Raw genomic sequence first — 24,405 nt, forward strand, 5'->3', positions numbered from 1 at the left:
TATAAATATAGGAGAATAAAATGAGGAATATTATTGTTTTACATATATCAGCCTTAAGTTTTAATAAAGCTTCAGGTCTAACAACCTCAGTACCTGCTCTTGTAACAGCGCAGAATAAGCAATACAATATTACAGCAGGACTTGTTATTAGTAAAGGGGAGAAGCCTGAAAACTGGAAGGTTGAAATTCCAGTATTTCAATTTAAAAAAGACTTTTTTAAATTTTCATTGGAAGACCTTCCAAAACCCTTTAATCAACCTGACTTAGTTGTCTTCCATAGCACGTATATTCCCGTACACGCAAAATTTGCAAAAACTCTAAAAAAAAGATGTACACCGTATATAATTGTGCCTAGAGGTGGAATGACAAAAAAATCTCAAAATATTAAACCAATTAAAAAAATGTTAGGTAACAATATCTTTTTTAAGAAAATGGTAAAAGATTCCATTGCGATTCACTGTTTAACTAGAGGCGAAAGCCAAGAGTCCTCACATTGGGATAAAGAAACCTTTGTAGTGGGTAATGGCATGGACTTGCCTGATAAAATTGTTCGGCCACATTATAAAAAAAAGAAACAATTCACTTTTACGTTTATAGGTCGACTAGATCCCTACCATAAAGGATTGGATATATTAATAGAAGGTTGTGCGATAGTATATAAAGAATTAGAAATTGAAAATTGTGAAATTAAAATTTATGGGCCTGATAGACAAGATAGTGTTAAGCTTTTAAAACAACAAATCAAAAAATATAACTTGGAAAAAATTGTTGAAATCTTACCTCCAGTTTTTGATGAAGAAAAAGTAAAGGTATTACAAGAGACAAATGTTTTTGTACACACCTCAAGATTTGAGGGCCACCCAATGTCAGTGTTAGAAGCACTATCAAACGGCATACCTTGTTTGTTGACACCTGGCACGAATATCTCCCAGGAAGTTTCAAGTGCAGGTGCAGGATGGGAGGTTCAGCTTTCACCAGAGAGCGTTGCAGAAGGAATAAAAACTGTTTTAAGAAATAAAGAAAAAGTAGATGAGATGTCTAATAATGCGCGTGAACTCATTCTTAGGGAATATACATGGGATAAAGTTGCTTTGGATACAGTTCATTACTATTTAAAATTATTAAACAAGCAAGGTTTTTATTCGTGACTTTTTTAAAAGTATTTAATATAAAAATAAATTTATAATATTAGATATCTGTTGTATAAATTAGAGGTTGTATCTGGAGTGATTATTAATTGAAAAAAAAAATATTTGTTTTTATGTTTTCCCTCTCAGGAGGAGGAGCTGAGAGAACTGTAGTAAATATCATTAATAATTTAAATAAAAATAAATTTGAGGTCATACTGGTTTTAGGGAGTAATAAAAACCATGATTATATTAGATTAGTCAATAATGATATAAGGATTAAATATCTTAATTGTAGAAAATTATACTTTTGCCTGTTTCAATTAAGAAGGGAAATTATTAAAGAAAAACCGGATATTCTATTTAGCACTTTAAACGGGAACAATATACTTTTATTAATATCGAAAATGCTATCATTCAGAAATGTAAAAACTATTGTAAGAGAGGCTAGTAATAGAACACAATCTGGTAATGTTACTAAGATAAATAAACTCCTTACATTTGTAACATATAACTATTTTGCAAATAAAGTCGTAGCCTTATCTAAAGGGGTTAAAGATGATTTAAAAATGAATTTTAACATTGACCCACGAAAGATTGAGGTTATATATAATCCTGTAGAAGTGAAACAAATCGAAACTTTAAGTAAAGAACAGGTTGGTGATATAAAAAAAAGCCCTGATGAAAAATTAATTATTGCTGTGGGAAGACTAGTAGAACCGAAGGATTTTCATACATTAATAAATGCCTTCAATATTGTATCAAGAACTTTGAAATCGAGACTAATTATACTTGGGAAAGGACCTTTTGAAAAACAACTAAAAGATTTAAGCGAAAGTTTAGGGATAAAGGATAGAGTTTTATTCATGGGCTTTAAAGATAACCCATATAACTATATTAATTATTCAGATCTATTTGTATTAAGCTCAAAATGGGAAGGGTTTAGTCATGTAATAGTAGAGTCAATGTCAGTGGGCACACCTGTAGTATCAACCAATTGTAAATCAGGTCCTGCAGAAATAATCTGTGATAATAAATTTGGTAGATTAGTACCTGTTGCTGATTCAGAAAAATTAGCTTGTGAGATAATAGAAGTGTTAAGCGATGATGAAACTAGAAAGGAACTGTCATTGTTGGGAAAGAAAAGAGCACAAGATTTTAATGCTAAAACAATTGTAATTATGTATGAAAGACTGTTTATATAGTATTTAGTATTATCACGGAAGATTAACTTTTTTTATTTTACGATAAGTAAAAGTGGCTTCTTGTGATTATGTAGGTTAATATGATATATCAGTTATCTCTAGAAAGGGTATTTAATTGACATTAGAATTAGAGAGTTTCAACTAAAACTATTTAAGCAAAAGAATCCTAATTTAATGTAAAAAATTATTTGGAACGGAGTAATAATGAGTACCATAAAGTTAAGAATAATAAAGAGTAAATTTATAAAAAATATTGCCATAGTTGCTAGTGGAACAATAGCAGCACAAATTATAAATTTTGGATTAACACCGGTTATTACACGTATTTATGGGCCAGATGCTTTTGGACTATTAGGCACTTTTATGGCCGTAATTAATATACTAGGTCCAATTGCTGCCCTTACTTTTCCAATTGCTATAGTACTACCTAAAAGTCATAATAAGGCTAAGCAAATAATAAAATTGGCTCTAGTAGTCTGCTTAAGTTTCGGAATAATTTTAAGTATAATGCTTTTATTGGCTTTTGATATAATTGTTGCTCTATTTAATCTATGGCCTATAGCGTCATTTTTATTTCTTATCCCATTAGTAGTTATATTCTCTGGTATTCTACAAACTATTGAACAATGGTTAATCAGAACCAAACAATTTAAAGTTACTGCAAAAACAGCAGTATTTCACTCAATAGTGGTAAATATCTCAAAAATTGGTGCAGGCTTACTCTATCCCTTTGCAATGTCCTTAGTGTTAATACAAACTTTCGGAATTGCTTTTAGAGGAATAATGATGTTTATTTTGGCTGACCGTTCGTTATATTTTAAAAAAGAAAAATTCAAAGAAAATAATGATCTAAAAAATATTGCATTTGATTACAGAGACTTTCCACTATATAGAGCACCTCAAGTATTTTTTAATGCAATATCACAAGGTCTTCCAACTATACTACTAGCTAGTTACTTTGGGCCGGCTGCGGCAGGGTTCTATTCGTTAGGTAGGCAAGCTTTAGGTACCCCAGTCCAAATATTAGGAAAGGCTGTACAAGATGTTTTCTATCCTAGAGTTTCTGAAGCTCTCAATACGAAAGAAAACGTAAGTAAGATTATTATTAAGTCGGTACTTGGGTTGACTATTTTAGGTATTATCCCTTTTGGAGCTGTTATTGCGTTAGGACCAATAATTTTTAGTTTTGTTTTCGGTGGTGAATGGGAAGTTGCAGGCATATACGCTCAATGGATTGCCTTAATGTCACTATTCATGTTAATTACTAGGCCAGTTATAGTATCAGTACCTGTTTTAAAGATACAGAGGCAATTTTTACTTTTTGAAATTTTAGGTTCAATATTTAAAATTGGGGCTTTAGTTTTTGGCTTTTATTACTTTCAAAGTGACATTTATGCAGTAGCGTTATTCTCGCTTACTAGTATGTGTTTATACATAGCTTTAACTGTTTACACGCTATGGGTAGCTAAGAGTATAGATGATGATAGATAGCTGAAAAGGAGTCTAGTGTTATAACTCTTATCAATCAAATTGAATATCTAAATCGTTTATGTGTATAAAGTTATGTACCCTACTCTGATTAATTAGATCGCTTAAATTACAAATTAAAGGGGGGATTCATTTTTGAAAAATATAATATACATAACTTTTATTTTAATATTTTTATTTAGTTCACTTAATTTAACTGAAGGATTGAACATTACGGGTGTGTTCATTGTTTATATAATATTATTATCTTTTTTTGTTATACCTATATTTATAAGGGGAAAATTAAGAGTTAATCTACCTACTATTATAACTATGTATTTTTTTGTTTTATTTAGTGCGATTTCCTCTTATAATAATATGGATTTGAAATCTTTATTTGGCGCTTCAATGATATTTATTCTATATCTTGTTAGTTGTATAATTGTACCTTCATTAAATTTTAATTTCAACAAAATTATAGCAAGTACCGTTTTAATAAGTCACCTTCCTTTAATTATTTTTCCGATAATTGCTAACGGTTTTAATACTATACCATATAAGGGTATATTTTATAATCCAAATTCAATGGGGACTGTTGCAGGCACTATCTTTGCAATTTTACTATCAGGATTATTAAGTGATTTAGAATATATTATTACGGGACGTAAGAAAAATGAAAAAGTCAATCTAATTTTCCGAGGATTATTATTAATAGGGACTTTATATCTGATTACTATATCATCAAGTAGAACAAGCTTTTTAGCAGTAATTTTATGCCTTTTAGTAGGAACTACGTATTTGTCCGTTTATTTTATAAAAAACAAGAAGTTTGTAAACTATATTTTTAGAGGAGGAATCATTTTAGTTATCTCTTCAATATTCTTTTTGCTAATTTTAAAATTTACCGAATTCAATGAAGCGATATATAATAGTATCTTTTATAAGTTTGAACTAAGAAGTAGCCAAAGTGGTGGGGTTTTATCTAGCCGTGATAATATATGGAGTAAAACAATACAAGAAGCCGGTATATTTGGGAATGGTAACACCTATTTTACTGATATGGGAATTGGAGCTCACAATACTTTTATAAGTATTTTAGGGGAATATGGATGGTTTTCCTTAATTAGCTTTATCATGTTTCTAGTTATTGGGCTTTACTATTCCACTAAATACTCGCTAAGCAATATAAACGATAGGTATAAATATTTACCTCTAATGATGTTTATAGTTTTTGTTACCATGTCTATGGGAGAAGTAATGATATTTAAAATAAGTATGATTGCAATGTTTCTTAGCCTTGGGGCGGCAATGAACAGGAAAGAAAGTGGCAACAAAAGAATCCCTATTCAAAGCGCATGGAATGTTGATAGACCACTTATGCAGTAATAATATATATTGGTGGCTGATAGTTCTAGATATAATAGAGTTTAACTTTCCTAAAGAAAATAGGAGTTATAGTAAATTGGTAACTTTAAATCGAAGTAAAATAAATAATTTAAGAAAGGTAAATAAATATGTATAAAATAGCTGTAGCAGGAACTGGATACGTAGGTTTAGTAGCTGGTGTAGGTTTTGCTGAAGTAGGTCATCAAGTGACTTGTGTAGATATTGATGAAGAAAAAGTAAATATCATGAAACAAGGGGTTTCTCCAATCTATGAAGAAGGATTGGAAGAATTGATGCAGAAAAATTACGCTGAAGGAACAATTGACTATACTACTGATTATCAATCAGCCTATAAAGATGCAGACGCCGTTTTTATTGGGGTAGGAACACCTGAACAACCAGATGGTTCTGCTAATCTTTCATACATAGCGACAGTTGCCAGACAGATTGCTGAATCTATTGAGAAAGATTGTCTTGTAATAGTTAAATCTACTGTCCCTGTTGGTACAAATGATAAGGTGGAGCAGTTTATCCATGACTTTTTAGTTAATGATGTACGAGTGGAGGTAGCCTCAAACCCTGAATTCTTGGCACAAGGCTCAGCTGTTCATGACACCCTTCATGCAGAAAGGATTATTATTGGTACAGAGAGTGAATGGGCTGAAGAACTGTTAATGAACATTTATGAACCATTCCGTATTCCAATCGTTTCTGTAAATAGAAGGTCAGCAGAAATGATAAAGTATGCATCCAATGATTTTCTTGCTCTTAAAATCTCTTACATGAACGATATTGCTAATCTATGTGAATTAGTAGGGGCAGATATTCAAGACGTTGCCCGAGGGATGAGTTTTGATGATCGCATTGGCAGTAAATTCTTGAACGCTGGGATTGGCTTTGGAGGCTCCTGTTTCCCTAAAGATACAAAAGCTCTTGAATATATTGCAAGACAAAATGGATATGACTTAAGAACGGTTAAAGCAGCAGTGGATGTAAACAAAGAACAAAAGACCATCCTATACAAAAAAGCCAGCAATAGGCTTATTACCTTCAATGGTCTTAAGGTAGCCATATTAGGATTGACTTTCAAGCCTGGAACAGACGATTTACGAGAAGCTGCTTCTTTAGAGAATGTTCCTTTATTACTGGAGCAAGGTGCAGATATCTATGCATATGATCCGGTAGGAGCGGACAATTTCTCTAAGGTTTATCCAGAGGGTAGGAACTTAAATGGAAGTATCACCTATGTGGAAAATATTAATGATGCATTAGAAGATGCTAATGTCTGCTTTATCTTTACCGAATGGGGAGAAGTCAAAGCGTTGTCACCTGAAGGTTATAAGCTCCTAATGAGAACTCCATTGGTATATGATGGCAGAAACATATATGATGTTAAAGCTATGCAAGAAGCTGGGGTAGAATACCACTCCATCGGAAGAAAAGCAGTTAAGAGGGAAAATCTGAAAGCGGAGAAGGTTGAAGTCCATGGAACTAAATACTAATAAAACATATTTAATTACCGGAGCAGCAGGCTTTATCGGTTACTACTTATCTAAAAAGTTATTAGAAGCAGGCTGCCAAGTAATAGGCATAGATAACCTCAATGATTACTATGATGTTAACCTAAAACAGACACGCTTGGACGGCTTGAAGCCTTTTGGTGAATTTACTTTTATAAAGGGCGATATATCTGATAAAGGCTTTATCAACGATGTTTTTGAAGAACATCAACCAGATATTGTAGTGAACTTAGCTGCACAGGCAGGAGTACGCTATTCTATCGAGAACCCTGATGTTTATATGCAAAGCAATGTTATAGGCTTCTATAATATTCTTGAAGCATGCAGGTATCATCCAGTTGATCACTTAGTATATGCTTCATCCAGCTCGGTGTATGGAGCTAACAAAAAAGTTCCATTTGAAGAATCAGATTTTGTAGACAATCCGGTTTCCCTATATGCGTCTACAAAAAAATCAAACGAACTGATGGCTCATACATACAGTCATCTGTATGACATTCCAGCTACAGGGTTGAGGTTCTTTACTGTGTATGGACCAATGGGACGACCAGATATGGCGTACTTTGGATTTACTGATAAGTACTTTGCCGGCGAGCCAATCAAAATCTTTAATAACGGAGATTTTGAGAACGATCTATATCGCGACTTTACTTACATTGACGATATTGTTGTAGGTATTGAACGTTTGCTTGGCAAACCACCTGTTGATGAAGAAGGCGTACCTCATAAGGTGTTTAATATCGGGAACAATAGTCCTGAGAAATTGATGGTATTTATTGAGACGTTAGAGAAATCTTTAAGTAATGCACTAGGAAAAGAAGTAGAATTCAACAAGGTCTATGAACCTATCAAGCCAGGTGATGTACCGGCCACTTATGCATCTACTGATTTGTTACAAAAAGCTGTGGGGTTTAAGCCGGAGACTTCTATTGAAGAAGGCTTGCAGAAGTTTGCTGATTGGTATGTGAGTTATTATAAAGTTAAAGAAAATGAAGCCGTGCATTGAGTGTAGGTATAAGGTCAGAGTAGTATTTTTAGATATTACTCTGATTTTTTTCTCAGTTAAAGTGATAAAGACGATGAAAGATTTATATAAAATTCTTAGTAATACGAAAAATTCATGAAACAAAAGTAGTATGATTTTAGGAGAGAAGGGGAGTAATGAGTAGTAAGGTCAAAATACTAATAGTAGTAATTATTGGGCTTCTGGGTTTTATCTTTGGTAGCATTGAATTAGGTATAATAGTAGCTGCAATAGTTGGCTTTTTTTATTTTTATCCCATGGTCGGATTCGAAAATGGTAAAGCTAAAATCAGGGAGCAATCTAACAATTTTCATGAAGAAAAAGAAGAAGAGGTGGAACTTCCGAAAGGTAAATTACAATTTCCAGTAAATAGCTACTACTACAAAGGAAAAAAAGTGAAATATTACACAACGAATAGTTTCGAAATTAGATTTGATACTCAACAATTTTTTATGAAGGGAGGAGAAAATTCCTATGGTAGAAAAGCAGAAAGTATCAATATACCATTTATAGCATTAGTGAATGCAGAGGTTAATAAAGAAGAGCAGGGAGATTATAGAACGAAAATCTTTTTCGAAAACTCAAAAGGGAAAGAAACATTAATACTATATTGTGATTACATTTATACATCTTGGGAACAACAAAACAACCTCGATTATTGTTTACACCAAATTCATCAATTAATTAATGCTCCTCTTAAGGAGCCTTCTATAGATTTAAAAGATGCTCCGGTTATAGAACCACTAAAAGAAGTGCTTGAATTAACGAAGTCATTTACTCAATTAGATTTTGAGAATATTTCAAGCAGGTTTAAGGATTACAGAATCGAGAAAGCTACACGAGATTTAATTAGAGTTTATCAACTTGATTCTAGTACAAGTGGGTATAAGACAAAAGATATAAATGGAATAGGAGTAACGGTGTTTGATAAAAAACCGAATAATCGCTTTACGTTTTTAGAGGCATTGAATTCAGAAGGAAATAAAACTGTGTATATCTTAAGTGAGGTAGAAATGAAAAACCCAGTTTTCATCCTATCATTTAAATGCTTGTATGACCTTAGAAACAACTATTGGTATCATGACGGACCTTGGAAATCAGACCTTGTATGTATTTGGCAAGAGAAAAATGCATAAAACGGAAAACGTTTATGTAGCCACTTGCCTCCCTGATTTCCTACATCGGCTGAAAAGCCATAGATTCTTTTAGCCGATGACTATCGTCATTGAATAGTACAAGGTGAGAATGGTGGATCAAACGATCCACGACAGCTTCTGTCAAAATCGGATCTCCAAATACATGATTCCATTCCCCGAACTGAAGGTTCGTGGTGATAATAATGCTTCTCTTTTCATAACAAAGACTAATCACTTGAAATAATAGCTCAGCTCCCTGTTTATGCAAGGGGATATACCCAAGCTCATCTAAAATCAATAAATCAAGTTTCTCGATCTTTTTAAATACTTTGCTCAATGTCCCTTTCTCATTGGCGTCTAAAAGTTCGTTGACCAACGAAGCGACAGTGTAAAATTTCACGCGTTTCCCTTGATGCTGAATAACGTTCAAGCCTATGAGGGTAGAGAGGTATGTCTTGCCGGCCCCTACGCCTTCGTAAAAGATGACGTTCTCCTGATTTTCAATGAATTTACCATGGTACAGCGTCTCCTGATCAAGGTCCGCCCCCATACGAACTTCCTTCCAATCGAAAGGCTTGCCGGATGCCTTGGTTTCGGTGCCTGACCCCCACTCAGCTAAAGTGTAACGCGTTAAAGTGGTATTGTGGTGTTTTGGTGAATATTTTACTTTTATGAAAGGGTTAATCTTCCTGCCAGCTCAGGCAAAATCACCTAGGTCAATTATTTTTTATCTACTGAAAGTAAGAGAAGTTTCTTTACGTGATTATATTATCAGTCAAATAATTAAACGGGGATAATTACATGAAGACGAGCGTAAAAGATATATGCCTTTGAAGCTCATGAATTACTTATGTCTACAGCTGTAAACGCTAAACTAGATTTAACAGTTTTCCACAAATAAGACTAAACAGAATTTAACATGTAAAATGAAACAGTTATATTAATTAATTTCAGTCACGGCACACATCTCCTAATAGCCACCTGTCGAACGTTGTTGGTCCAACCAGCAGTTAAAGTTATTGGGGATGATAGGCAAGTGACTTTTTTTATGTTTTATATACTACATAAATTAGCTGCAAACGTTACACTTTAGAATGCCATAAACATTTGCTGTATACATTCTACTAGTTATATGGAATTATTTAGTATAAAATTAAGGAAGAGAGTAAACCATTTTAAAAACTGAATAGAGGGATATTATGGATAATTCTAAGACGGAAGATTTAAACTTTCTACTGCAATATATTAAGGAACAAATCGATAAACTTCCAATAACTCAAAGTAAGAAAGATAAGATGCTCGAGAAGTTACTTATGGTACATCAAATGACTATAGATGCACGGGAACCAAGAATAGCTTTAGTTGGTAGACGGGGATCTGGAAAGTCCTCACTTATTAATGCTTTATACGGAAGTGAAAAACAGTATGTAAGCTCAATTAAATCTGGAACGGGTAGAGGTAAGTGGTTATGGTTTCCAAGTGAAGATGACAAGAAAATTAGATTATTAGACTCAAGAGGATTAGGAGAAAGTGAAAAACCGACAGAAGAGTTTAACGAAAGTAATCCAATGGATGAAATGAAAAGAACAGTATCAGAGGAACTTCCTGATGTATTTCTTTTTTTAATTAAAGCAAAAGAAACAGACGCAAGGATTGAAGAAGATTTAAATGAGTTAAAAGATTTAAGAGAATATGTGAAAGATGAATTTAACTATGATGTTCCCGTAATTTGTGTTGTAACCCAGGTGGATGAGGTTGATCCTCCGCATTATAAACAAGTACCACTAGATAAAAACGTAAAAAAAGCAAAAAATATTCAAGATGCAGTTGTTTTAATGGAAAAACGATTTGAAGAACATGAGATCCCATTATTATCAACTATTCCAGTTTGTTCTTATATTGATTTTGATGAAGATGGTAATATTGATTATGATATGCGTTGGAATATTGATAGATTAGCCAACTATTTAATAGAATCTTTACCCAATGAAGCAAAATTAAAAGCTGCAAAGGCAACTCGTGTTATTTCAGTAAAAAAGAAGTTTGCTCTTTCTATAGTAGGGATAATTGCTAGCATTTCTGGAGGTATAGGAACGCAACCAATTCCTGTTGCAGACTTACCTTTTATAACTGCTTTACAAGGACTTATGGTAGTGATAATCGCATTCATAGCAGGGAAAGAAATTAACACAAAAATTGCTGCTGAGTTCATTGCAGCATTAGGCATTAATATAGGGGTAGCATTTTTAGTTAGAGAAGGTGTAAGGGCTGCTGTGAAATTTATTCCTGGTGGAGGGAATATTGTTTCTGGTACTGTAGCTGGTGGTGTAACCTTTGGTTTAGGTTTAGCAGCAATTGCTTATTTTATTGAAGAAGAGGATATCGAAACATCTAAGGAATTACTTAAAAAAGGAAAAAGGAAATATAATGAAGATAACTCTGCCGAGTAGTAATAAATTAAAAATTTCATTGCCTGACCCCCACCCGGCTAAAGTGTAAAACGTTGATTTCGGTGCCTGCCCCCCCCCCACTCCGCTAAAGTGTAACGCATTAAAGTGTGAATGTGTATACAGCAATCGAAATGAGCCAGGTGTGCCATCCTTATGACCATAATATTGATCCACTAAAGACTAAGCTGACCACCCTCCTCCCATAATAAAGAAGCACCTTAACGGTGCCATTTTATAATGGAGGAGGTTTTTGTGTGGTCCAACGTGGAGTTTGAATTTATTGGGAGTGATTGACAAGGGATTTTTTATGTGCAGCTACTTCATAAATTAGCTGCTAAACCTTACATTTTTAGAATGCCATAAACACCTTAACAATATTGTATTTAATACACAATGCTTGCTTTCGCATTTAACGAGTTTTTCTTAAACATAAACTTTGCCTTCCTCACTTAGTGAACTTAACTATTTTATAGATAACTATAGGTCCTTTTCATAAAATTCCTTCTACCAAACAATTATAGACCTAACCTGATTTCTATTTCATCGTTATATAGATAAAAAGACTTTATATTACCGACACTAACACTTCTCACAATCTCCCAACTATTAAAGTCCATTTTCACTTCTCGATCATCATAGTTGATAAAGGGAGGATTATTGAAAATCTTATTATTAATGAAATTTAGATTTATCGGTTTCACACTAATCAACTCAAATACAAGCATTCTCTTTTCTATTCTTATTGGCTCTAACACTACCGAAAAGGATATATTTTTTTTGATAAAAAGCTTTTTCAAAACTTTTGTGCCACTTATAACAATTTGATGTGGAGTTATACTCACTTGAATATTCTCCTCGCCGGATTTGTGTCTAATAAGTTCTTCAAGCATTGCATCTGTTAATTTGAGAGCTACACCATTAGTAGTGAAATCAGAAAATTTTTCTTTATATCTATTAAACATAGCTTACCTCTAATTTATTCATTTTTTTAATCATCGTAATTTTCATCCTCATCAACCTCATCTGAATTTTTAAAGTCGATATCAATAATATCTGGAAAGTGATCTTTCATTGCTTGATATTCGTCATATAATCCTTCTTCCGATAAAACGATAGCTTCAAATAATGCTTTATATAGTCTATGTCCCATTGGACGCATACTAGAATGGTAATGTTCCTCCGACTACGCCACCAAGCGCTGGAACAACTTTTGTTACACCCTTAGCAAATACACCTTTACTTACTTTAACTCCAATATATAATAACGATTTTTTAATGATAGGATAATAAAGTGTCTTCGTAAGAGCTTTTTGCGGTAACTTTTTAAGTAATTGTTTCGATAAACCATCAGAAATAAATTTCAAGGCACTTGAAGTCCCGGCGCCACTAAACATAACTCCTTAATAAATAATTATTTCATTACGAGCTACTTCCATTCGTTGTGTTCATCAAGCCATAAGTTTTCATGGCCATACAAATACGCTAATTCTTGGGCTAATATCATTGAGTGTCCAAAAAATTGAGTTAAATCTGCTGGGATTGTACCTGCCATTGCTATTCCACCAGGAACACCTGCTGCAAATCCTACTCCTGCACTTTTTAAAGACCTTTTGTGAATGGTAGCATTTGCAATGTTATCGAGTTCCAGATTGCGGTGCCTGACCCCCATTCAGCTAAAGTGTAACGCGTTAAAGTAAGAGGGTGGTGTTTCGATGGCCAGTTTGCCTCCCGCCGAAACGTAACACTTATTTTCCCTTCACAAAAACCCCCTGTATATTTACTGACCCAATACTGTGTCATGTAAATTATACAGGGGGTTTTATTGATCTTGTCCTTGATATCCTTTAAAAGTAGGGGGTTCTGAGCTGAACCATTTAATTTTGGATGAGATGGTGTTTTATAGGAAAGCAAAGACGTGGGTGAGGGGGTTATTCCGTTTTTCTACCGCTGTCGCTTTCTGAATTTACTTCTAACCATCCTGCAATATCAGATATTGTTCCTGCTTTTCCTTTAGCGACTGCAACCGTATATTCCTCAATTTCATGGTCGTTTTTTCTAAGTTTATATCCATTTTTATTCAAAAAAATATCGAGCGAGGCGAAAGCTGTTCGTTTATTTCCATTGTGGAAGCAGTAATTTCTAGCTAGCGACTCAAATAAAGCGGCAGCTTTATCAAAAATAGTAATGTAAGCTTCTTTTTCGAAAGCACGGTGAACTGCAGATTCAAATAACCCCTGGTCTTTGATGCCAGCCTGTTCACCTTCTCCTGTTTATGGCAATCTAATAACGTAAGGTTTGGCAGCTAATTTATGTAGTATCTGAACATAAAAAAAGTCACTTGCCAATCACTCCCAATAACTTTAAACTCCTCGTTGGACCAACAACGTTCGACAGGAGGCTATTAGGAGATGTTAGCAGTGACTGAAATTAATTATATCAGATATGAAGCCAATCAAAAAGGCGAATCCTACGCAGATATAGGGCGACGCATGAAGGTCGATCCACGTACGGTTAGCAAGTATGCCAATCAGGAAGAGTTCAGGCCCAGAAAGAAGCAAACACGCCGTTCACCGGTCATGGATCCAGTCAAACCTATTATTGAGAAGTGGATCAACGAAGATCTTAAGAAGAAAAAGAAGAACCATCGCACGGCCAAACGCATGTACACACAGCTAGTAAAGAATCATAGTTTTACAGGTTCATATAGAAGTGTTCGTGACTATGTTTCAAAGAAAAAGAAAGAATTGAAAGCGTATGTGGAAGAGGCAGCTCTTCCTCTTGAATCTATCCCTGGGACTGCCCAAGTAGATTTTGGGGAAGCACCATTCATCTATCAATCGAAAGTGATTGATCTTCCTTATTTAGTGATGTCCTTCCCCTACAGTAATACCTTTTATTTTCAGGTTTTTCCTTCGGAAAATACAGAGTGTTTACTGGAAGGTCTTCAACGTATGTTTCATTATATGAGAGGCGTGCCACACACGATACGGTTTGATAACCTTTCACCAGCTGTAAAGAAAATTGGAGCTAAGGGGGAGCGTGAGCTCACCAATACATTTGAACGGTTCGTATTACATTATGGCTTCAACTATGAGTTTTGTAATCCAGGGAAAGGAAATGAAAAAGGGCATGTGGAAGCCATGGTTAAATATGTGCGAAATAATTTCCTATTGCCTGAATGTACCATCCTGGACCTTGATCACTTCAACGAGACTTTATGGGCATTAGCCGAAGAAGACAGAGATCGTATGCATTATGAGAAGGGTATTTTACAAACACACCTTCACTCAGAAGATAGAGATAAATGGTTGATGATCCCCGTTAAATCTTTTGATTGCGTAAGGCATGAAACGTTAACCGCAGATAAGTATGGAATGGTCTCTGTAGACCAAAGACAATACTCTACTTCCCCGCGTTTTGCCAAGCAGCAAGTAAATGTCCAAATCACTTATAATTCTGTTGTCATTCTAAATGATCATAACGAAGTGATTGTGAAGCACAATAGATTGTATGGAATAAAGAGAAAGTCGATGATCTGGCAGCCTTATTTGGATTTATTGTCCAGACGTCCAAGAGCAATCAAGTATTCAAGCTTGTATGAGCAGTTTCCGCCAGTATGGACGAAATACTTAAACCGTTGCACAGAGCAAGAACAGAAAGAAGCCTTACAATTACTCGGGAAACTGTTGAAGAATAATGACTTTGAATTATTGAATCAAGCACTTGAATTAGCAATGAAGCATGGTCATCCTAAAGCAGATCAGATTAAGCATTGTTTCTATTCGATCATCCAAGGAGACAGCAGCTATCAAACAATTACGCCAACAATGAAAGTTCCTAAAGTGCCGGCAGCCACCAGGGGATTGTCTCACTATGATTCCCTTATGGAGAATAGAGGTGACATGAAATGAATCATCAAATAGAAGTGTTGGCGAAACGTTTGAAATTAAGTTGGATTCGAGAGCATTATCAGGAGGTCCAAGCCGATACGAATGAAGAATTCCTTCTGGAATTATTCAAACGAGAAGTAGAGAATCGGGAAGAAAGAAAAATCAACCTATTACTTAGTCAGGCTCAACTACCCAAGACAGGTACACAACCATTTCAGTGGGAGCATATTCAAATCCCACAAGGGATTAGCCGAGAATCTGTGTTGAATGGAGACTTCGTCCATGAAAAAGAAAACCTCATTTTATATGGAGGGGTTGGCACAGGAAAAACATATTTGGCAACGTTAATTAGTTTAAATGCCATACATAGGTTTGGCAGTAAAGTAAAGTTCTTTACGGTGGCATCTTTGGTGAATCATCTCATTGAAGCCAATCAAAAAGGGGAACTTCAGAAAGTAATGAAGCAGATTAAAAAGCTTGATTTATTAGTGTTAGACGAATTAGGCTACATACCATTGAATAAAGAAGGAGCAGAACTACTCTTTCAAGTGATATCAATGTGTTATGAAACTAAAAGTATTATCATCACAACAAACTTACAGTTTGGGCAGTGGAACCATGTATTCGGTGATCCAATATTAACGGAAGCAGTGATTGATCGATTGATTCATCACTCCCACCTACTGTTATTTACCGGGGAAAGCTTTCGATACAAGGAATCTTTAATCTAAAACGCGGAGTGGCAAGTGGCATACAATTTTAACTGCCATTTACTACATTTTTTACTTGCCAAATACATTCTCCATATTTTTTCATAATTATAAAGTGGATGACTGCTACATCTTTGACTTTTAAATAAACAATGGCCATTTAACGATCCCTGAGGTTTTTAAATACCTGATCATGTTCGTCAAGCGTTTCCGCAAGCATTTTTACCAACTCCGTATCCACTTCGTCTTCCCATTTCCTCTTTTTATTTAAGATGATTTGGTCATCCTTCACTTCAAATTCAATCTCATCCCCGCGAGCAATATTTAACGAATCAATGATAGCTTTCGGTAACCCTACCCCGAGGCTATTTCCTGTTTGCACTACTTTTCGAGTTTCTTTTTTTCGCAAAGGTTTTTCACCCATTTCGTATAATTCTCCTCTCTAGCTTAGCTAGTTACTATATATTCTATGCGTAATAATGTATTAACGTACTTACATATTAACATAGTGATTTTTATTTTGAAAGAAAGAAGGGTATAGTTCCTTATACACAATTTCGGTGCCTGCCCCCACTCAGCTAAAGTGTAACGCGTTAAAGTGAGGGAGCGATTACAGTCACTGGGGATCTTACCACCCTTGCCATCTTTTTTACCAGCAAACGCCATTGAATTTGAGTCAGGTCTCGATACCTTGTTGGTAGATGTAGTTTTTTGGGATTTATGGTGTATGGTATGATGTAAATATAACTTATTCTTATATGGGGTGTTAATATGGGAAAGATTCAATCTCCTGAAGAGCTTATGAAGTATATTGATGACATGAATAGTGAAAATTCAGTGGTTCAATTTTCAATTCCTGGTAAGGGTAAGTTTACGCTTGTTTTACAAGAAGAGGATGACCAATCAATAAAATCAGATGTTGAGAAAAATCCAAGCTTGGAACGTATGTTTAATGAAGGTGAAGAGCAATACAAAAAAGGTTTAGGTATTTCAACCTCTGAATTTCTAGAATCCTTATCTGAGAAGGATTTCATGTAATGTCCCGTACCGTTGTATGGACTCCGGTTGTTAGAGAAAAACTTACGGAATTTAGGAGTGAAAGGTTTACTCCGCTTGAAACATTGGATTTTGTTTCTCAAGTTGTATTAGAAACTGAGGATTTATTGAAAAATCCTGTAGTTAGTAAGACTTACACAGAGGAATTTGGAAAATATAAAGGAATTTCCCGGATTGTAGTAAGGAAATTTCAATTTTATTTTAAGCTAATAGACAATAAAGTTATTATTATTGCGGTTTTATTTCCAGGTGAAAATAAATAATGGACAAAATCTGATCCCGTGCATAAAAGGGGGTCTTTTTTTATTACTGCATGTTCTGAATGAATGATTTCTATGTACTCCGGTTCGTCTCACGGGAGTTTGAGCCACTGCATTAAGAAGGCATGATTTTGATGTGGCTTTACCAGTGGGTGTCTTTCTGTTGGAAATGCGTGGGCCAGGTTCAGACACCCTGGTGGCGTTAGGTAATTTGACTATAACCAAAGAATCACCGGTCATTCTGGGGGATAATCTTGTATTTGGCGTTGTTATAAATCTGGTTTAAGATGTACGTTTTGTTTGGAAATAAGATTTTAGCAATTTCCTTCTTTTGCTGTGGTTTATTACAATAGAAGCATAAAAATTAGGGAGTTGCTATTATGTCGAGAAAGCCTCGTCAATGGTACCCTGGCGCCCGGTACCATATCACTGCTCGTGGAAATAGGGGAGCGGCGGTGTTTTTTAATGATGACGATTATGATATGTATCTTCAGCTGATACTTCGGTGTCAGAAAGAGATCCCTTTCACAGTCCACGCTTTTTGCCTCATGACCAATCATATTCATCTTCTTCTGGAAGTCTACAATCATCCTCCCGGTGAAATTATGCAGTTCATCCAATTCCGTTATGCCAAATACTTTAATAAACAACATAAGTTTAACGGTCATTTATTCCAGGGGCGTTATTACAGCAAGCTGATCGAGACGACGAGCTATTTTCTTGCTGCCAGCAAGTACATTCATTTAAATCCTGTGAATGCAGGTATGGTTGCCGTTCCGGAAGCTTATCGTTGGAGCAGCTATCCGGCTTATTTAGGGAAGGAGCAGCATTCGTTTCTTACAAGAAAGCCATTGCTGGATTGTTTTGTCGATCCGAAAATTCAAAGATATAAAAACTACATAGAGGAAAAAGGAGGGAAAGCTTATGGCGACTATTGTGAAGAGTATCGGCCTGAAGGGGCTTGAAGGGTATGTCATCGGGGTCGAAGTCCAGTCTTTGTCCGGTGCCGAGCAGGTTTCAGTAATCGGTCTGCCTGATGCTTCAATCAAGGAATCAAAAGATCGGCTGAAAGGTGCCCTTCATTCCGTTACGGCCGATATATCCGGTCGCCATATTATCGTGCTGCTTTCGCCAACGGAGCAGAAGAAAAACGGACCGATGGCCGATTTAGCGATGGCAATCGCTATATTAAAAGAGACAAACCAGCTCACCGGTGATATCCTGGAAAGCACAGCTTTTCTAGGGGCACTTTCGCTGGATGGTTCGATTCATGAAACCGAAGGCATGCTGGCAGCAGTCATGCAGGCGAAAGAACTGGGTTTTCAGCATATTTTTGTCCCGAATAATATTCATGGATTAAAAACGATACGCAACCAATCGATGCTGTTACCAGTCTCTAATTTACAGCAGGTGGTCGATCATTTGAATGGTATCACCCGACAGATCACCTTTCCATTGATAGCTGACGTTGATATGGATCAGAGCAATGAAGCATGGGGAGCTGATTTTTCAGAAATCATAGGCCATGAAATTCCGAAACGGGCTTTGATAACAGCGGCCGCAGGAGGTCACAATGTACTGATGAGCGGACCTCCAGGCTGTGGGAAGAGCATGCTTGCATCTGCCTTTCCATCGATTCTCCCTGAAATGAAAGAGAAAACGATGATTGATAGTTTCAGCCTCTACCAGCTCGCTCATGAAAGTCGTGCATTATCCTCAAACCCTCCTTATCGCCATCCACATCATTCTGCTTCGGCTGTTTCTCTCATTGGTGGCGGCACGACGCCCCGTCCTGGAGAAGTGTCCTTAGCCCATGGCGGTGCGCTTTTTTTAGATGAAATGGCCGAGTTTCCGAAGAAAACCCTCGATATGCTCCGTCAGCCGATCGAAGCCGGCAAGGTCACTATCAGCAGAGTCAGCGGAACTGTTACCTACCCTGCCAGATTCATTTTAATAGGAGCGACTAATCCATGCCCATGCGGTTATAAGGGAGCAAAGGATAAATATTGCACATGTACGCCGAAGCAGATCAACAGTTATCAGCAGCGGTTGTCCGGTCCTATCCTCGATCGGATGGATATCCATTTGCAGTTAGAGCCGATTTCTTTGGCCACCCACACCAGGGAACATCAAGTCGATTCGGAAATGATGAAGGCACAGGTATCTGAGGCACGAAATCGTCAATATGTTCGCTATGGGGATGATATGACAAACAGTATCGTGCCCTATGAGACACTGATGAAAAAGTCGCCATTATCGTCCAGGTTGCGTGGGTTACTGCAGACATGGAGCATGACTTATCATTTCAGCAACAGGGTTCAGGTGAATCTGATCCGTGTAGCCCGGACAATTGCAGACTTGAAGGGGAATGAGATGATAACGGAACACGACCTCGATGAGGCACTGGGTTATCGCTTTCCTGCTCATGGAGGGAAGAAGATTAGCATGGTGAAAGAATAACATCTATTCTACTGTTAATCACGGGAGTCTGACCCACTGTATTGAGACTTTCTGACTTTGATGTATCGGTACCTGGGAGGGGATTTCAGTTGGAAATATGTGGGCCAGGTTCAGACCCCCTGATAGAGGGATGCGCCTGGTGTCTGAACCTGGCAGTGTTAGATCGGGAGAGAGCTAGATTTAAGTCCAGAACATAGCAAAAAATCTGTTTACTGATAATCGATCCAGTTAAAATCTATTAGCATCAACACAGATTCTTAGGAAAAAAGAAGAACCACCGCACGGCTAAACACATTACAGCTAGTAAAATTTTTAATTTTACAGGCCCACTTATCAATGTGTGCTTGATTATGTTTCAAAGAAAAAGATAAAAGCGCTTCTGAAACCACCGTATACGTACCATGCATAATGTGGTAGGAGAGGACAGCTTTAGTCCCCTCCCACCTAGTCGATCTAACGGTTATCATAGATGAAATAATCGAAATCAGCAGAAGCACCCCTGCCTGAAGTGTCCTGGCACTGCATTCCAATAAACGCTCCAGTGAAGAATCCCCCGCCTTCCACATAATCGTCAGACAGCTTATAGGAAGGAAAATCGATCGGAATATCCTTCCATGTTTCACCCTCAAGCGAGTAAGCATACTGATAGGTGGTTCCCTTGACAACAGAACGGAGGTAAATATATTCCGAATCCTCTGGCAGGTTGATCTTTTCGGACAGAGGTTGAGCGAAGGAGAAATGATCACACACTGTAAGGTCGAGCACTTTCCCTTTTTGTTCATCTCTCGTAATCTGCAAGGCAGTCCAATTTCTAGTATTATAATAATTTACGAGGCCGGCCGCCTGCATAAAGTTCTCTGGCTGAAAATTCACTTTAGTTTCCGCTGTGAAAGAGAAATCCTGCCAGCGCCTGGCAACATGACTTTGAGTAAACAGAGAGGTAAGCGATTCCCGTCCGTACAAACGCAGGTGTCCTGGTTTTTCTTCGAGAGACATTGCATCTCCAAGAGGAATACGAAGTGTCTGGAAATGTAGATTAAGAGAAGATGAATTAAAATCATCCTTCACCGGGAAGTCTTTCTCCCAGGGTACTTCTTCCATTTCAGGACCTTCAATGACAGCCGAGGGGAAATTACCTCCTTCGACATATGGCCAGCTGTTTTCCCAATATAGACGCTGAATTGCTGTTTCCCGACCTAATGGACAGTAACCGCGCGGGTCAAGTAGTGGTTTGGTATCGTTTTCAAGAGGACGTCCGGTCAGGTGAACGAGAAACCATTCATCTGTGTGGGTATGTACCATCGAAGCATGCCCCGCTTTCTGCAGTTCGATTCTCGGCTTATGCCAGGAGGAAATTAGCGGATTTTCCGGGTGTACTTCATAGGGACCATATAACGATTCAGATCGGGCGATGGTCTCCTGGTGGTCGAACTTCGTCCCGCCTTCTGCTGTCATAAGGTAGTAGTAGCCATTGACTTTGTACAAATGGGGAGCTTCTGTCAGTTTAATATCCGTTCCTTTGAAAATGATTTCAGGATTTCCGATTAGCCGTTCGCTTTCTGAGTCATATTCTTGAAGAGAGATGCCATGAAACGGATGATTACCGACGCGTGGGTCCCAAACCATGTTGAGGAGGTACTTTTTCCCATCGTCATCATGGAAAAGGGAAGGATCGAATCCGGCACTGTTCAGATAGATAGGCTCGGACCAATCCCCGTCGATCGTATCACATGTCACAAGGTAATTATGAGAGTCCTTCCACTGTCCATCTACGACTTTTACATCAGTGAAAATGAGCCAGAACTTTCCATCACTATAGGAAAGGGCCGGTGCCCAAACGCCACCGGAATCTGGGTTTCCTTTCATATCCAGCTGGCTTGTCCGGTTTAGGGGACGTGAGACGAGACGCCAGTTTTTGAGATCCCGCGAATGATAGATACCAACACCTGGAAACCATTCAAATGTGGAAACTGCGATATAATAGTCTTCACCCGCTCGACAAATGGAAGGATCAGGATTAAATCCCGTGAGAATGGGGTTTTTTATTTTCATATAAGTTCCACCTTTCTTTTATTTCGCTTTAGAAGCTGAATTATGAATGTTTGCTTTCAAAAATTTCTCATAGGCAAATGCTGACGCCCCAAGGGCGGTTGAATGGAATTTGAGATCAGAGAAGTTGATTTTTAAATCTTCCTGCTGAAACCACAAAGTGTTTGATTTCACTTTCTGCAGCAAAGGCTGTTCAATCCATTTTTTTGCGAGTGTGATGCGATTGCCGATAACAACCTGGTTAGGATTGAACGTATTGATGATATTCACGAGGCCAGTCCCGAGATATTCCCCTAGAATATGGAACATTTGGATACTGGCTGCATCGTTTCTTGAGGCTGCATCAAGTGCATCCTCGAGGTTTCCTCCCGAAAGACCGGCATCGCACATCTCCCGCTCAAGGAATTGTTCGGAGGCAAACAGTTCCCAGCAACCGCGGTTGCCACAGTTGCAGACAGGACCATCGTAGCGGATGGTCATATGCCCCATCTCACCAGCAAACCCGTTCATACCCTTGTATAGCTTGCCGTTTAAAATCATACCAATCCCGATCCCCATACCGACGCTGACATAGATAACGTCTTCATGACTGCGGCCGTAGCCGAACTTCAGCTCTCCATACGCCCCGGTGTTCGCTTCATTTTCAATAAGTATCGGGCATTGGTAACGTTCTTCAAGCTGTTCCCGGATTGCTACGTTTTTCCATTTAAGGTTAGGAGCAAGCAAAATTTTGCCGGTTTTGCTGACAGTTCCGGGCACTCCAATTCCGATGCCGGTAATATGGTAACGGCTTTCCGGTGTATTGCTGATTAGTTCATCAATCACTCCATACAAGTGATCCATGACATATTCATAGTTCAAGTGTTGAAGGGAGATTGACTTTTCGAGATGCACATTCCCTTCTAAATCGGTGAGGACACCAAGAATATAGTTGACACCGATATCAATTCCAATAGAGTAGCCCGCCGTCTGATTGAAAAGAAGCATCACTGGCCGGCGTCCCCCGCTTGATTCCCCGGGGCCCTGTTCATAGATCAGTTCCTCATGGAGTAGTTCACTTACCTGGGAGCTTACCGTCCCTTTGTTAAGTCCAGTTTTAGCAGCGATGTCCGCTCGTGATAGGCACTTATGCTTCAAAATCGTATTTAGTACCAACAATTTGTTTTGGTTTTTAATCGTATACTGGTTCCATGTCTGTTCTTTCATACCCACCAACCTATCGTGATTTAAGTTGTTTTTATTTTAACATAATATTCTTTGTTCATCCACTGGACAAACTAAGTTCATTTTGATAATCTAAACTCAACTTCACCTTAAGGGGTGAAAAATTAAGGGGGGTATTTACATGAATAAGAAAGCGCTATCATTATTGGCGCTGTTATTTTCTGTATCTATGATTTTGGCCGGTTGTAGTGAAAGTAGCGAAAGTGAAGCAGGTAATGATGGGAAGAAAGTGATTGAATTCATGCATCTTTGGCCGGAAGGAAGCTCTGCTGAGCATAACCGTATAGTTGAGGAAATCGTTAATGATTATGAAAGTCAGAATGAGGACGTCAGTGTGGAGCTTGAAGTATTGAGTAATGAACAGTACAAGGATAAAATCAAAGTTCTCTCGACTTCCGATGAGCTTCCGGATATCGGAATGACGTGGCCTGCAGGTTACCTCAAGCCTTATGTGGAAGCGGGGAAATTTGCTCCGCTTGATGATTTGCTAAAAGGAGAGTTCAAAGATTCATTCGTAGCTGGTACGACAGAAGCGTACGAGGTGGATGGTAGTACATATGGTCTTCCTCTAGAGCTGAACGTCGCCACAGTTTTCTATAATAAAGCAATCTTCGATAAGTATGGTCTTGAAAAACCAGAAACCTATGAAGAGTTTAAACATGCTGTTGACACTTTGAAAGAAAATGGTGTTGCCCCGATTGCTCTTGGAAATAGAGACCGGTGGACGGGTTCGATGTGGTATATGTATCTGGCTGATCGTATCGGCGGTTCAGATCTTTTGACTAAAGCGATTAACCAGGAGGCTTCATTCGAGGATCCCGCGCTTGTAGAAGCTGCTGATAAAGTACAACAGTTAGCACAAGGTGACGCTTTTGTAAATGGGTTCAATGGATTGTCTGATCAGGAAGCAAAGAGTATGTTTATGAACGAACAAGCGGCGATGTATCTGATCGCTACATGGGACCTTCCGAACTATACAACTAATAAAGACGTTCCACAAGAGTTCAGGGATTCCGTCGACTATTTCAAATTCCCAACCATGAATGGAGAAGGAGACCGTGAAAGCTTTGTGGGTGGTCCGGGAGTAGGAATGTTCGTAGCGGAGAACTCTAAGGTCAAAAAAGAAGCGAAAGATTTCGTCAAATTCTTTGTACAAAAATGGGGGGAAAAGTCCGTAACAGAAGCTGGTGTTATACCAGCGACAAAAGTTGATGCAGAATCTCTTGATCTGCCCCAGATGTATGTGGATGTGCTTGGTGACTTAAATAATGCATCAAACTTGACTCTATTTGCGGATGTGCAAATGAGCCCCGAAGCTGCTGAAGCTCACCTGAATCAAATTCAGGCATTATTTGGAGGGGATGTTTCTCCGGAAGAATTCGCAGAAGCTCATCAGGAAGTTTTATCTCAGGAATAAAGCAGTAGAAGAAAGGGGAAATCT

At 37.5% G+C, this 24,405-nt stretch carries 24 protein-coding genes and 1 pseudogene; 16 read left to right on the forward strand and 9 right to left on the reverse strand.

Translation table 11 applies throughout. The features are described 5' to 3' along the window. The first annotated feature begins 20 nt into the window (after positions 1–20). From ACGTNI_RS08470 to ACGTNI_RS08500, 7 genes are all read left to right on the forward strand, one after another. Positions 21–1,148 carry a glycosyltransferase gene (locus ACGTNI_RS08470; protein ID WP_394461549.1) on the forward strand — a complete coding sequence of 376 codons (1,128 nt, stop codon included), beginning with the start codon at positions 21–23 and terminating at the stop codon, positions 1,146–1,148. Between the two features lie 89 nt (positions 1,149–1,237). Continuing rightward, a complete protein-coding gene (locus ACGTNI_RS08475) occupies positions 1,238–2,332 on the forward strand; it encodes a glycosyltransferase (RefSeq protein ID WP_394461551.1) in 1,095 nt (364 codons plus the stop codon). Between the two features lie 204 nt (positions 2,333–2,536). Continuing rightward, entirely contained in the window at positions 2,537–3,823 is a 1,287-nt protein-coding gene (locus tag ACGTNI_RS08480; protein ID WP_394461553.1) for an oligosaccharide flippase family protein, read from the forward strand. Positions 3,824–3,955: 132 nt separating this feature from the next. Beyond that, positions 3,956–5,185 (forward strand): O-antigen ligase family protein, encoded by a 1,230-nt coding sequence (locus ACGTNI_RS08485; RefSeq protein WP_394461555.1) that lies wholly within the window; start codon positions 3,956–3,958, stop codon positions 5,183–5,185. Positions 5,186–5,313: 128 nt separating this feature from the next. Then, positions 5,314–6,687 (forward strand): UDP-glucose dehydrogenase family protein, encoded by a 1,374-nt coding sequence (locus ACGTNI_RS08490; protein WP_394461557.1) that lies wholly within the window; start codon positions 5,314–5,316, stop codon positions 6,685–6,687. Then, positions 6,671–7,711, forward strand: coding sequence for a GDP-mannose 4,6-dehydratase (locus ACGTNI_RS08495; RefSeq protein WP_394461559.1), 1,041 nt, complete (start codon positions 6,671–6,673; stop codon positions 7,709–7,711). Before ACGTNI_RS08490 ends, ACGTNI_RS08495 begins: the two co-directional genes overlap by 17 nt. Positions 7,712–7,866: 155 nt before the next feature. After that, positions 7,867–8,865 (forward strand): hypothetical protein, encoded by a 999-nt coding sequence (locus tag ACGTNI_RS08500; RefSeq protein ID WP_394461561.1) that lies wholly within the window; start codon positions 7,867–7,869, stop codon positions 8,863–8,865. A gap of 40 nt (positions 8,866–8,905) precedes the next feature. Here the strand turns inward: ACGTNI_RS08500 and ACGTNI_RS08505 are convergent. Beyond that, positions 8,906–9,463 (reverse strand): annotated as a pseudogene (locus tag ACGTNI_RS08505) (ATP-binding protein); the annotation flags it as partial. Positions 9,464–10,064: 601 nt separating this feature from the next. Between ACGTNI_RS08505 and ACGTNI_RS08510 the strand changes: the two are divergent. After that, the gene (locus tag ACGTNI_RS08510; RefSeq protein WP_394461562.1) at positions 10,065–11,315 is read left to right on the forward strand and encodes a GTPase family protein; all 1,251 of its coding nucleotides are present in this window, start codon (positions 10,065–10,067) and stop codon (positions 11,313–11,315) included. A gap of 515 nt (positions 11,316–11,830) precedes the next feature. On the opposite strand, the gene ACGTNI_RS08515 is transcribed toward ACGTNI_RS08510, so the two are convergent. The 5 genes from ACGTNI_RS08515 to ACGTNI_RS08535 all read right to left on the reverse strand — a co-directional run bounded on the left by ACGTNI_RS08515 (position 11,831) and on the right by ACGTNI_RS08535 (position 13,561). Further along, on the reverse strand, positions 11,831–12,277 hold the full coding sequence (locus ACGTNI_RS08515; RefSeq protein WP_394461564.1) for a hypothetical protein: 447 nt from the start codon (positions 12,275–12,277) through the stop codon (positions 11,831–11,833). Positions 12,278–12,303: 26 nt separating this feature from the next. Beyond that, positions 12,304–12,465 (reverse strand): hypothetical protein, encoded by a 162-nt coding sequence (locus ACGTNI_RS08520; RefSeq protein ID WP_394461566.1) that lies wholly within the window; start codon positions 12,463–12,465, stop codon positions 12,304–12,306. Between the two features lie 10 nt (positions 12,466–12,475). Continuing rightward, positions 12,476–12,709: a hypothetical protein gene (locus ACGTNI_RS08525; protein WP_394461568.1), complete on the reverse strand. Its 234-nt coding sequence runs from the start codon at positions 12,707–12,709 to the stop codon at positions 12,476–12,478. Positions 12,710–12,741: 32 nt separating this feature from the next. Then, complete coding sequence (locus tag ACGTNI_RS08530; protein WP_394461570.1) at positions 12,742–12,867, reverse strand: hypothetical protein; 126 nt, start codon at positions 12,865–12,867, stop codon at positions 12,742–12,744. Between the two features lie 376 nt (positions 12,868–13,243). Then, the gene (locus tag ACGTNI_RS08535; protein WP_394461651.1) at positions 13,244–13,561 is read right to left on the reverse strand and encodes a type II toxin-antitoxin system death-on-curing family toxin; all 318 of its coding nucleotides are present in this window, start codon (positions 13,559–13,561) and stop codon (positions 13,244–13,246) included. A gap of 162 nt (positions 13,562–13,723) precedes the next feature. Here ACGTNI_RS08535 and istA point away from each other — a divergent pair, with 162 nt between their 5' ends. Both istA and istB read left to right on the forward strand, forming a co-directional pair. After that, positions 13,724–15,226: an IS21 family transposase gene (istA, locus tag ACGTNI_RS08540; RefSeq protein ID WP_085506163.1), complete on the forward strand. Its 1,503-nt coding sequence runs from the start codon at positions 13,724–13,726 to the stop codon at positions 15,224–15,226. Then, positions 15,223–15,936: an IS21-like element helper ATPase IstB gene (istB, locus tag ACGTNI_RS08545; RefSeq protein WP_394461573.1), complete on the forward strand. Its 714-nt coding sequence runs from the start codon at positions 15,223–15,225 to the stop codon at positions 15,934–15,936. Before istA ends, istB begins: the two co-directional genes overlap by 4 nt. A gap of 139 nt (positions 15,937–16,075) precedes the next feature. Here the strand turns inward: istB and ACGTNI_RS08550 are convergent, their stop codons facing one another. Continuing rightward, the gene (locus tag ACGTNI_RS08550) at positions 16,076–16,339 is read right to left on the reverse strand and encodes an AbrB/MazE/SpoVT family DNA-binding domain-containing protein (RefSeq protein ID WP_394461575.1); all 264 of its coding nucleotides are present in this window, start codon (positions 16,337–16,339) and stop codon (positions 16,076–16,078) included. Positions 16,340–16,686: 347 nt separating this feature from the next. On the opposite strand from ACGTNI_RS08550, the gene ACGTNI_RS08555 reads away from it, so the two are divergent. From ACGTNI_RS08555 to ACGTNI_RS08575, 5 genes are all read left to right on the forward strand, one after another. Continuing rightward, positions 16,687–16,953: a hypothetical protein gene (locus ACGTNI_RS08555; protein WP_394461577.1), complete on the forward strand. Its 267-nt coding sequence runs from the start codon at positions 16,687–16,689 to the stop codon at positions 16,951–16,953. Continuing rightward, on the forward strand, positions 16,953–17,234 hold the full coding sequence (locus ACGTNI_RS08560) for a hypothetical protein (protein ID WP_394461578.1): 282 nt from the start codon (positions 16,953–16,955) through the stop codon (positions 17,232–17,234). Before ACGTNI_RS08555 ends, ACGTNI_RS08560 begins: the two co-directional genes overlap by 1 nt. A 133-nt stretch (positions 17,235–17,367) precedes the next feature. Continuing rightward, positions 17,368–17,517, forward strand: a complete 150-nt coding sequence (locus ACGTNI_RS08565) for a hypothetical protein (RefSeq protein ID WP_394461580.1) — start codon at positions 17,368–17,370, stop codon at positions 17,515–17,517. A gap of 94 nt (positions 17,518–17,611) precedes the next feature. Continuing rightward, the gene (locus ACGTNI_RS08570) at positions 17,612–18,196 is read left to right on the forward strand and encodes a transposase (RefSeq protein WP_394461582.1); all 585 of its coding nucleotides are present in this window, start codon (positions 17,612–17,614) and stop codon (positions 18,194–18,196) included. After that, the gene (locus ACGTNI_RS08575; RefSeq protein ID WP_394461584.1) at positions 18,156–19,691 is read left to right on the forward strand and encodes a YifB family Mg chelatase-like AAA ATPase; all 1,536 of its coding nucleotides are present in this window, start codon (positions 18,156–18,158) and stop codon (positions 19,689–19,691) included. The genes ACGTNI_RS08570 and ACGTNI_RS08575 overlap by 41 nt, the downstream gene beginning before the upstream one ends. A 453-nt stretch (positions 19,692–20,144) precedes the next feature. Here the strand turns inward: ACGTNI_RS08575 and ACGTNI_RS08580 are convergent, their stop codons facing one another. Both ACGTNI_RS08580 and ACGTNI_RS08585 read right to left on the reverse strand, forming a co-directional pair. After that, positions 20,145–21,743 (reverse strand): glycoside hydrolase family 43 protein, encoded by a 1,599-nt coding sequence (locus ACGTNI_RS08580; protein ID WP_394461586.1) that lies wholly within the window; start codon positions 21,741–21,743, stop codon positions 20,145–20,147. An 18-nt stretch (positions 21,744–21,761) separates the two neighbouring features. Then, positions 21,762–22,946 (reverse strand): ROK family transcriptional regulator, encoded by a 1,185-nt coding sequence (locus ACGTNI_RS08585; protein WP_394461588.1) that lies wholly within the window; start codon positions 22,944–22,946, stop codon positions 21,762–21,764. 139 nt (positions 22,947–23,085) lie between these two features. On the opposite strand from ACGTNI_RS08585, the gene ACGTNI_RS08590 reads away from it, so the two are divergent. After that, on the forward strand, positions 23,086–24,381 hold the full coding sequence (locus ACGTNI_RS08590) for an extracellular solute-binding protein (RefSeq protein ID WP_394461590.1): 1,296 nt from the start codon (positions 23,086–23,088) through the stop codon (positions 24,379–24,381). The last annotated feature ends 24 nt before the right edge of the window (positions 24,382–24,405 follow it).

The sequence above is a fragment of the Thalassobacillus sp. B23F22_16 genome (assembly GCF_043496955.1).
Classification (GTDB): Bacteria; Bacillota; Bacilli; order Bacillales; family Halobacillaceae; genus Thalassobacillus; species Thalassobacillus devorans_A.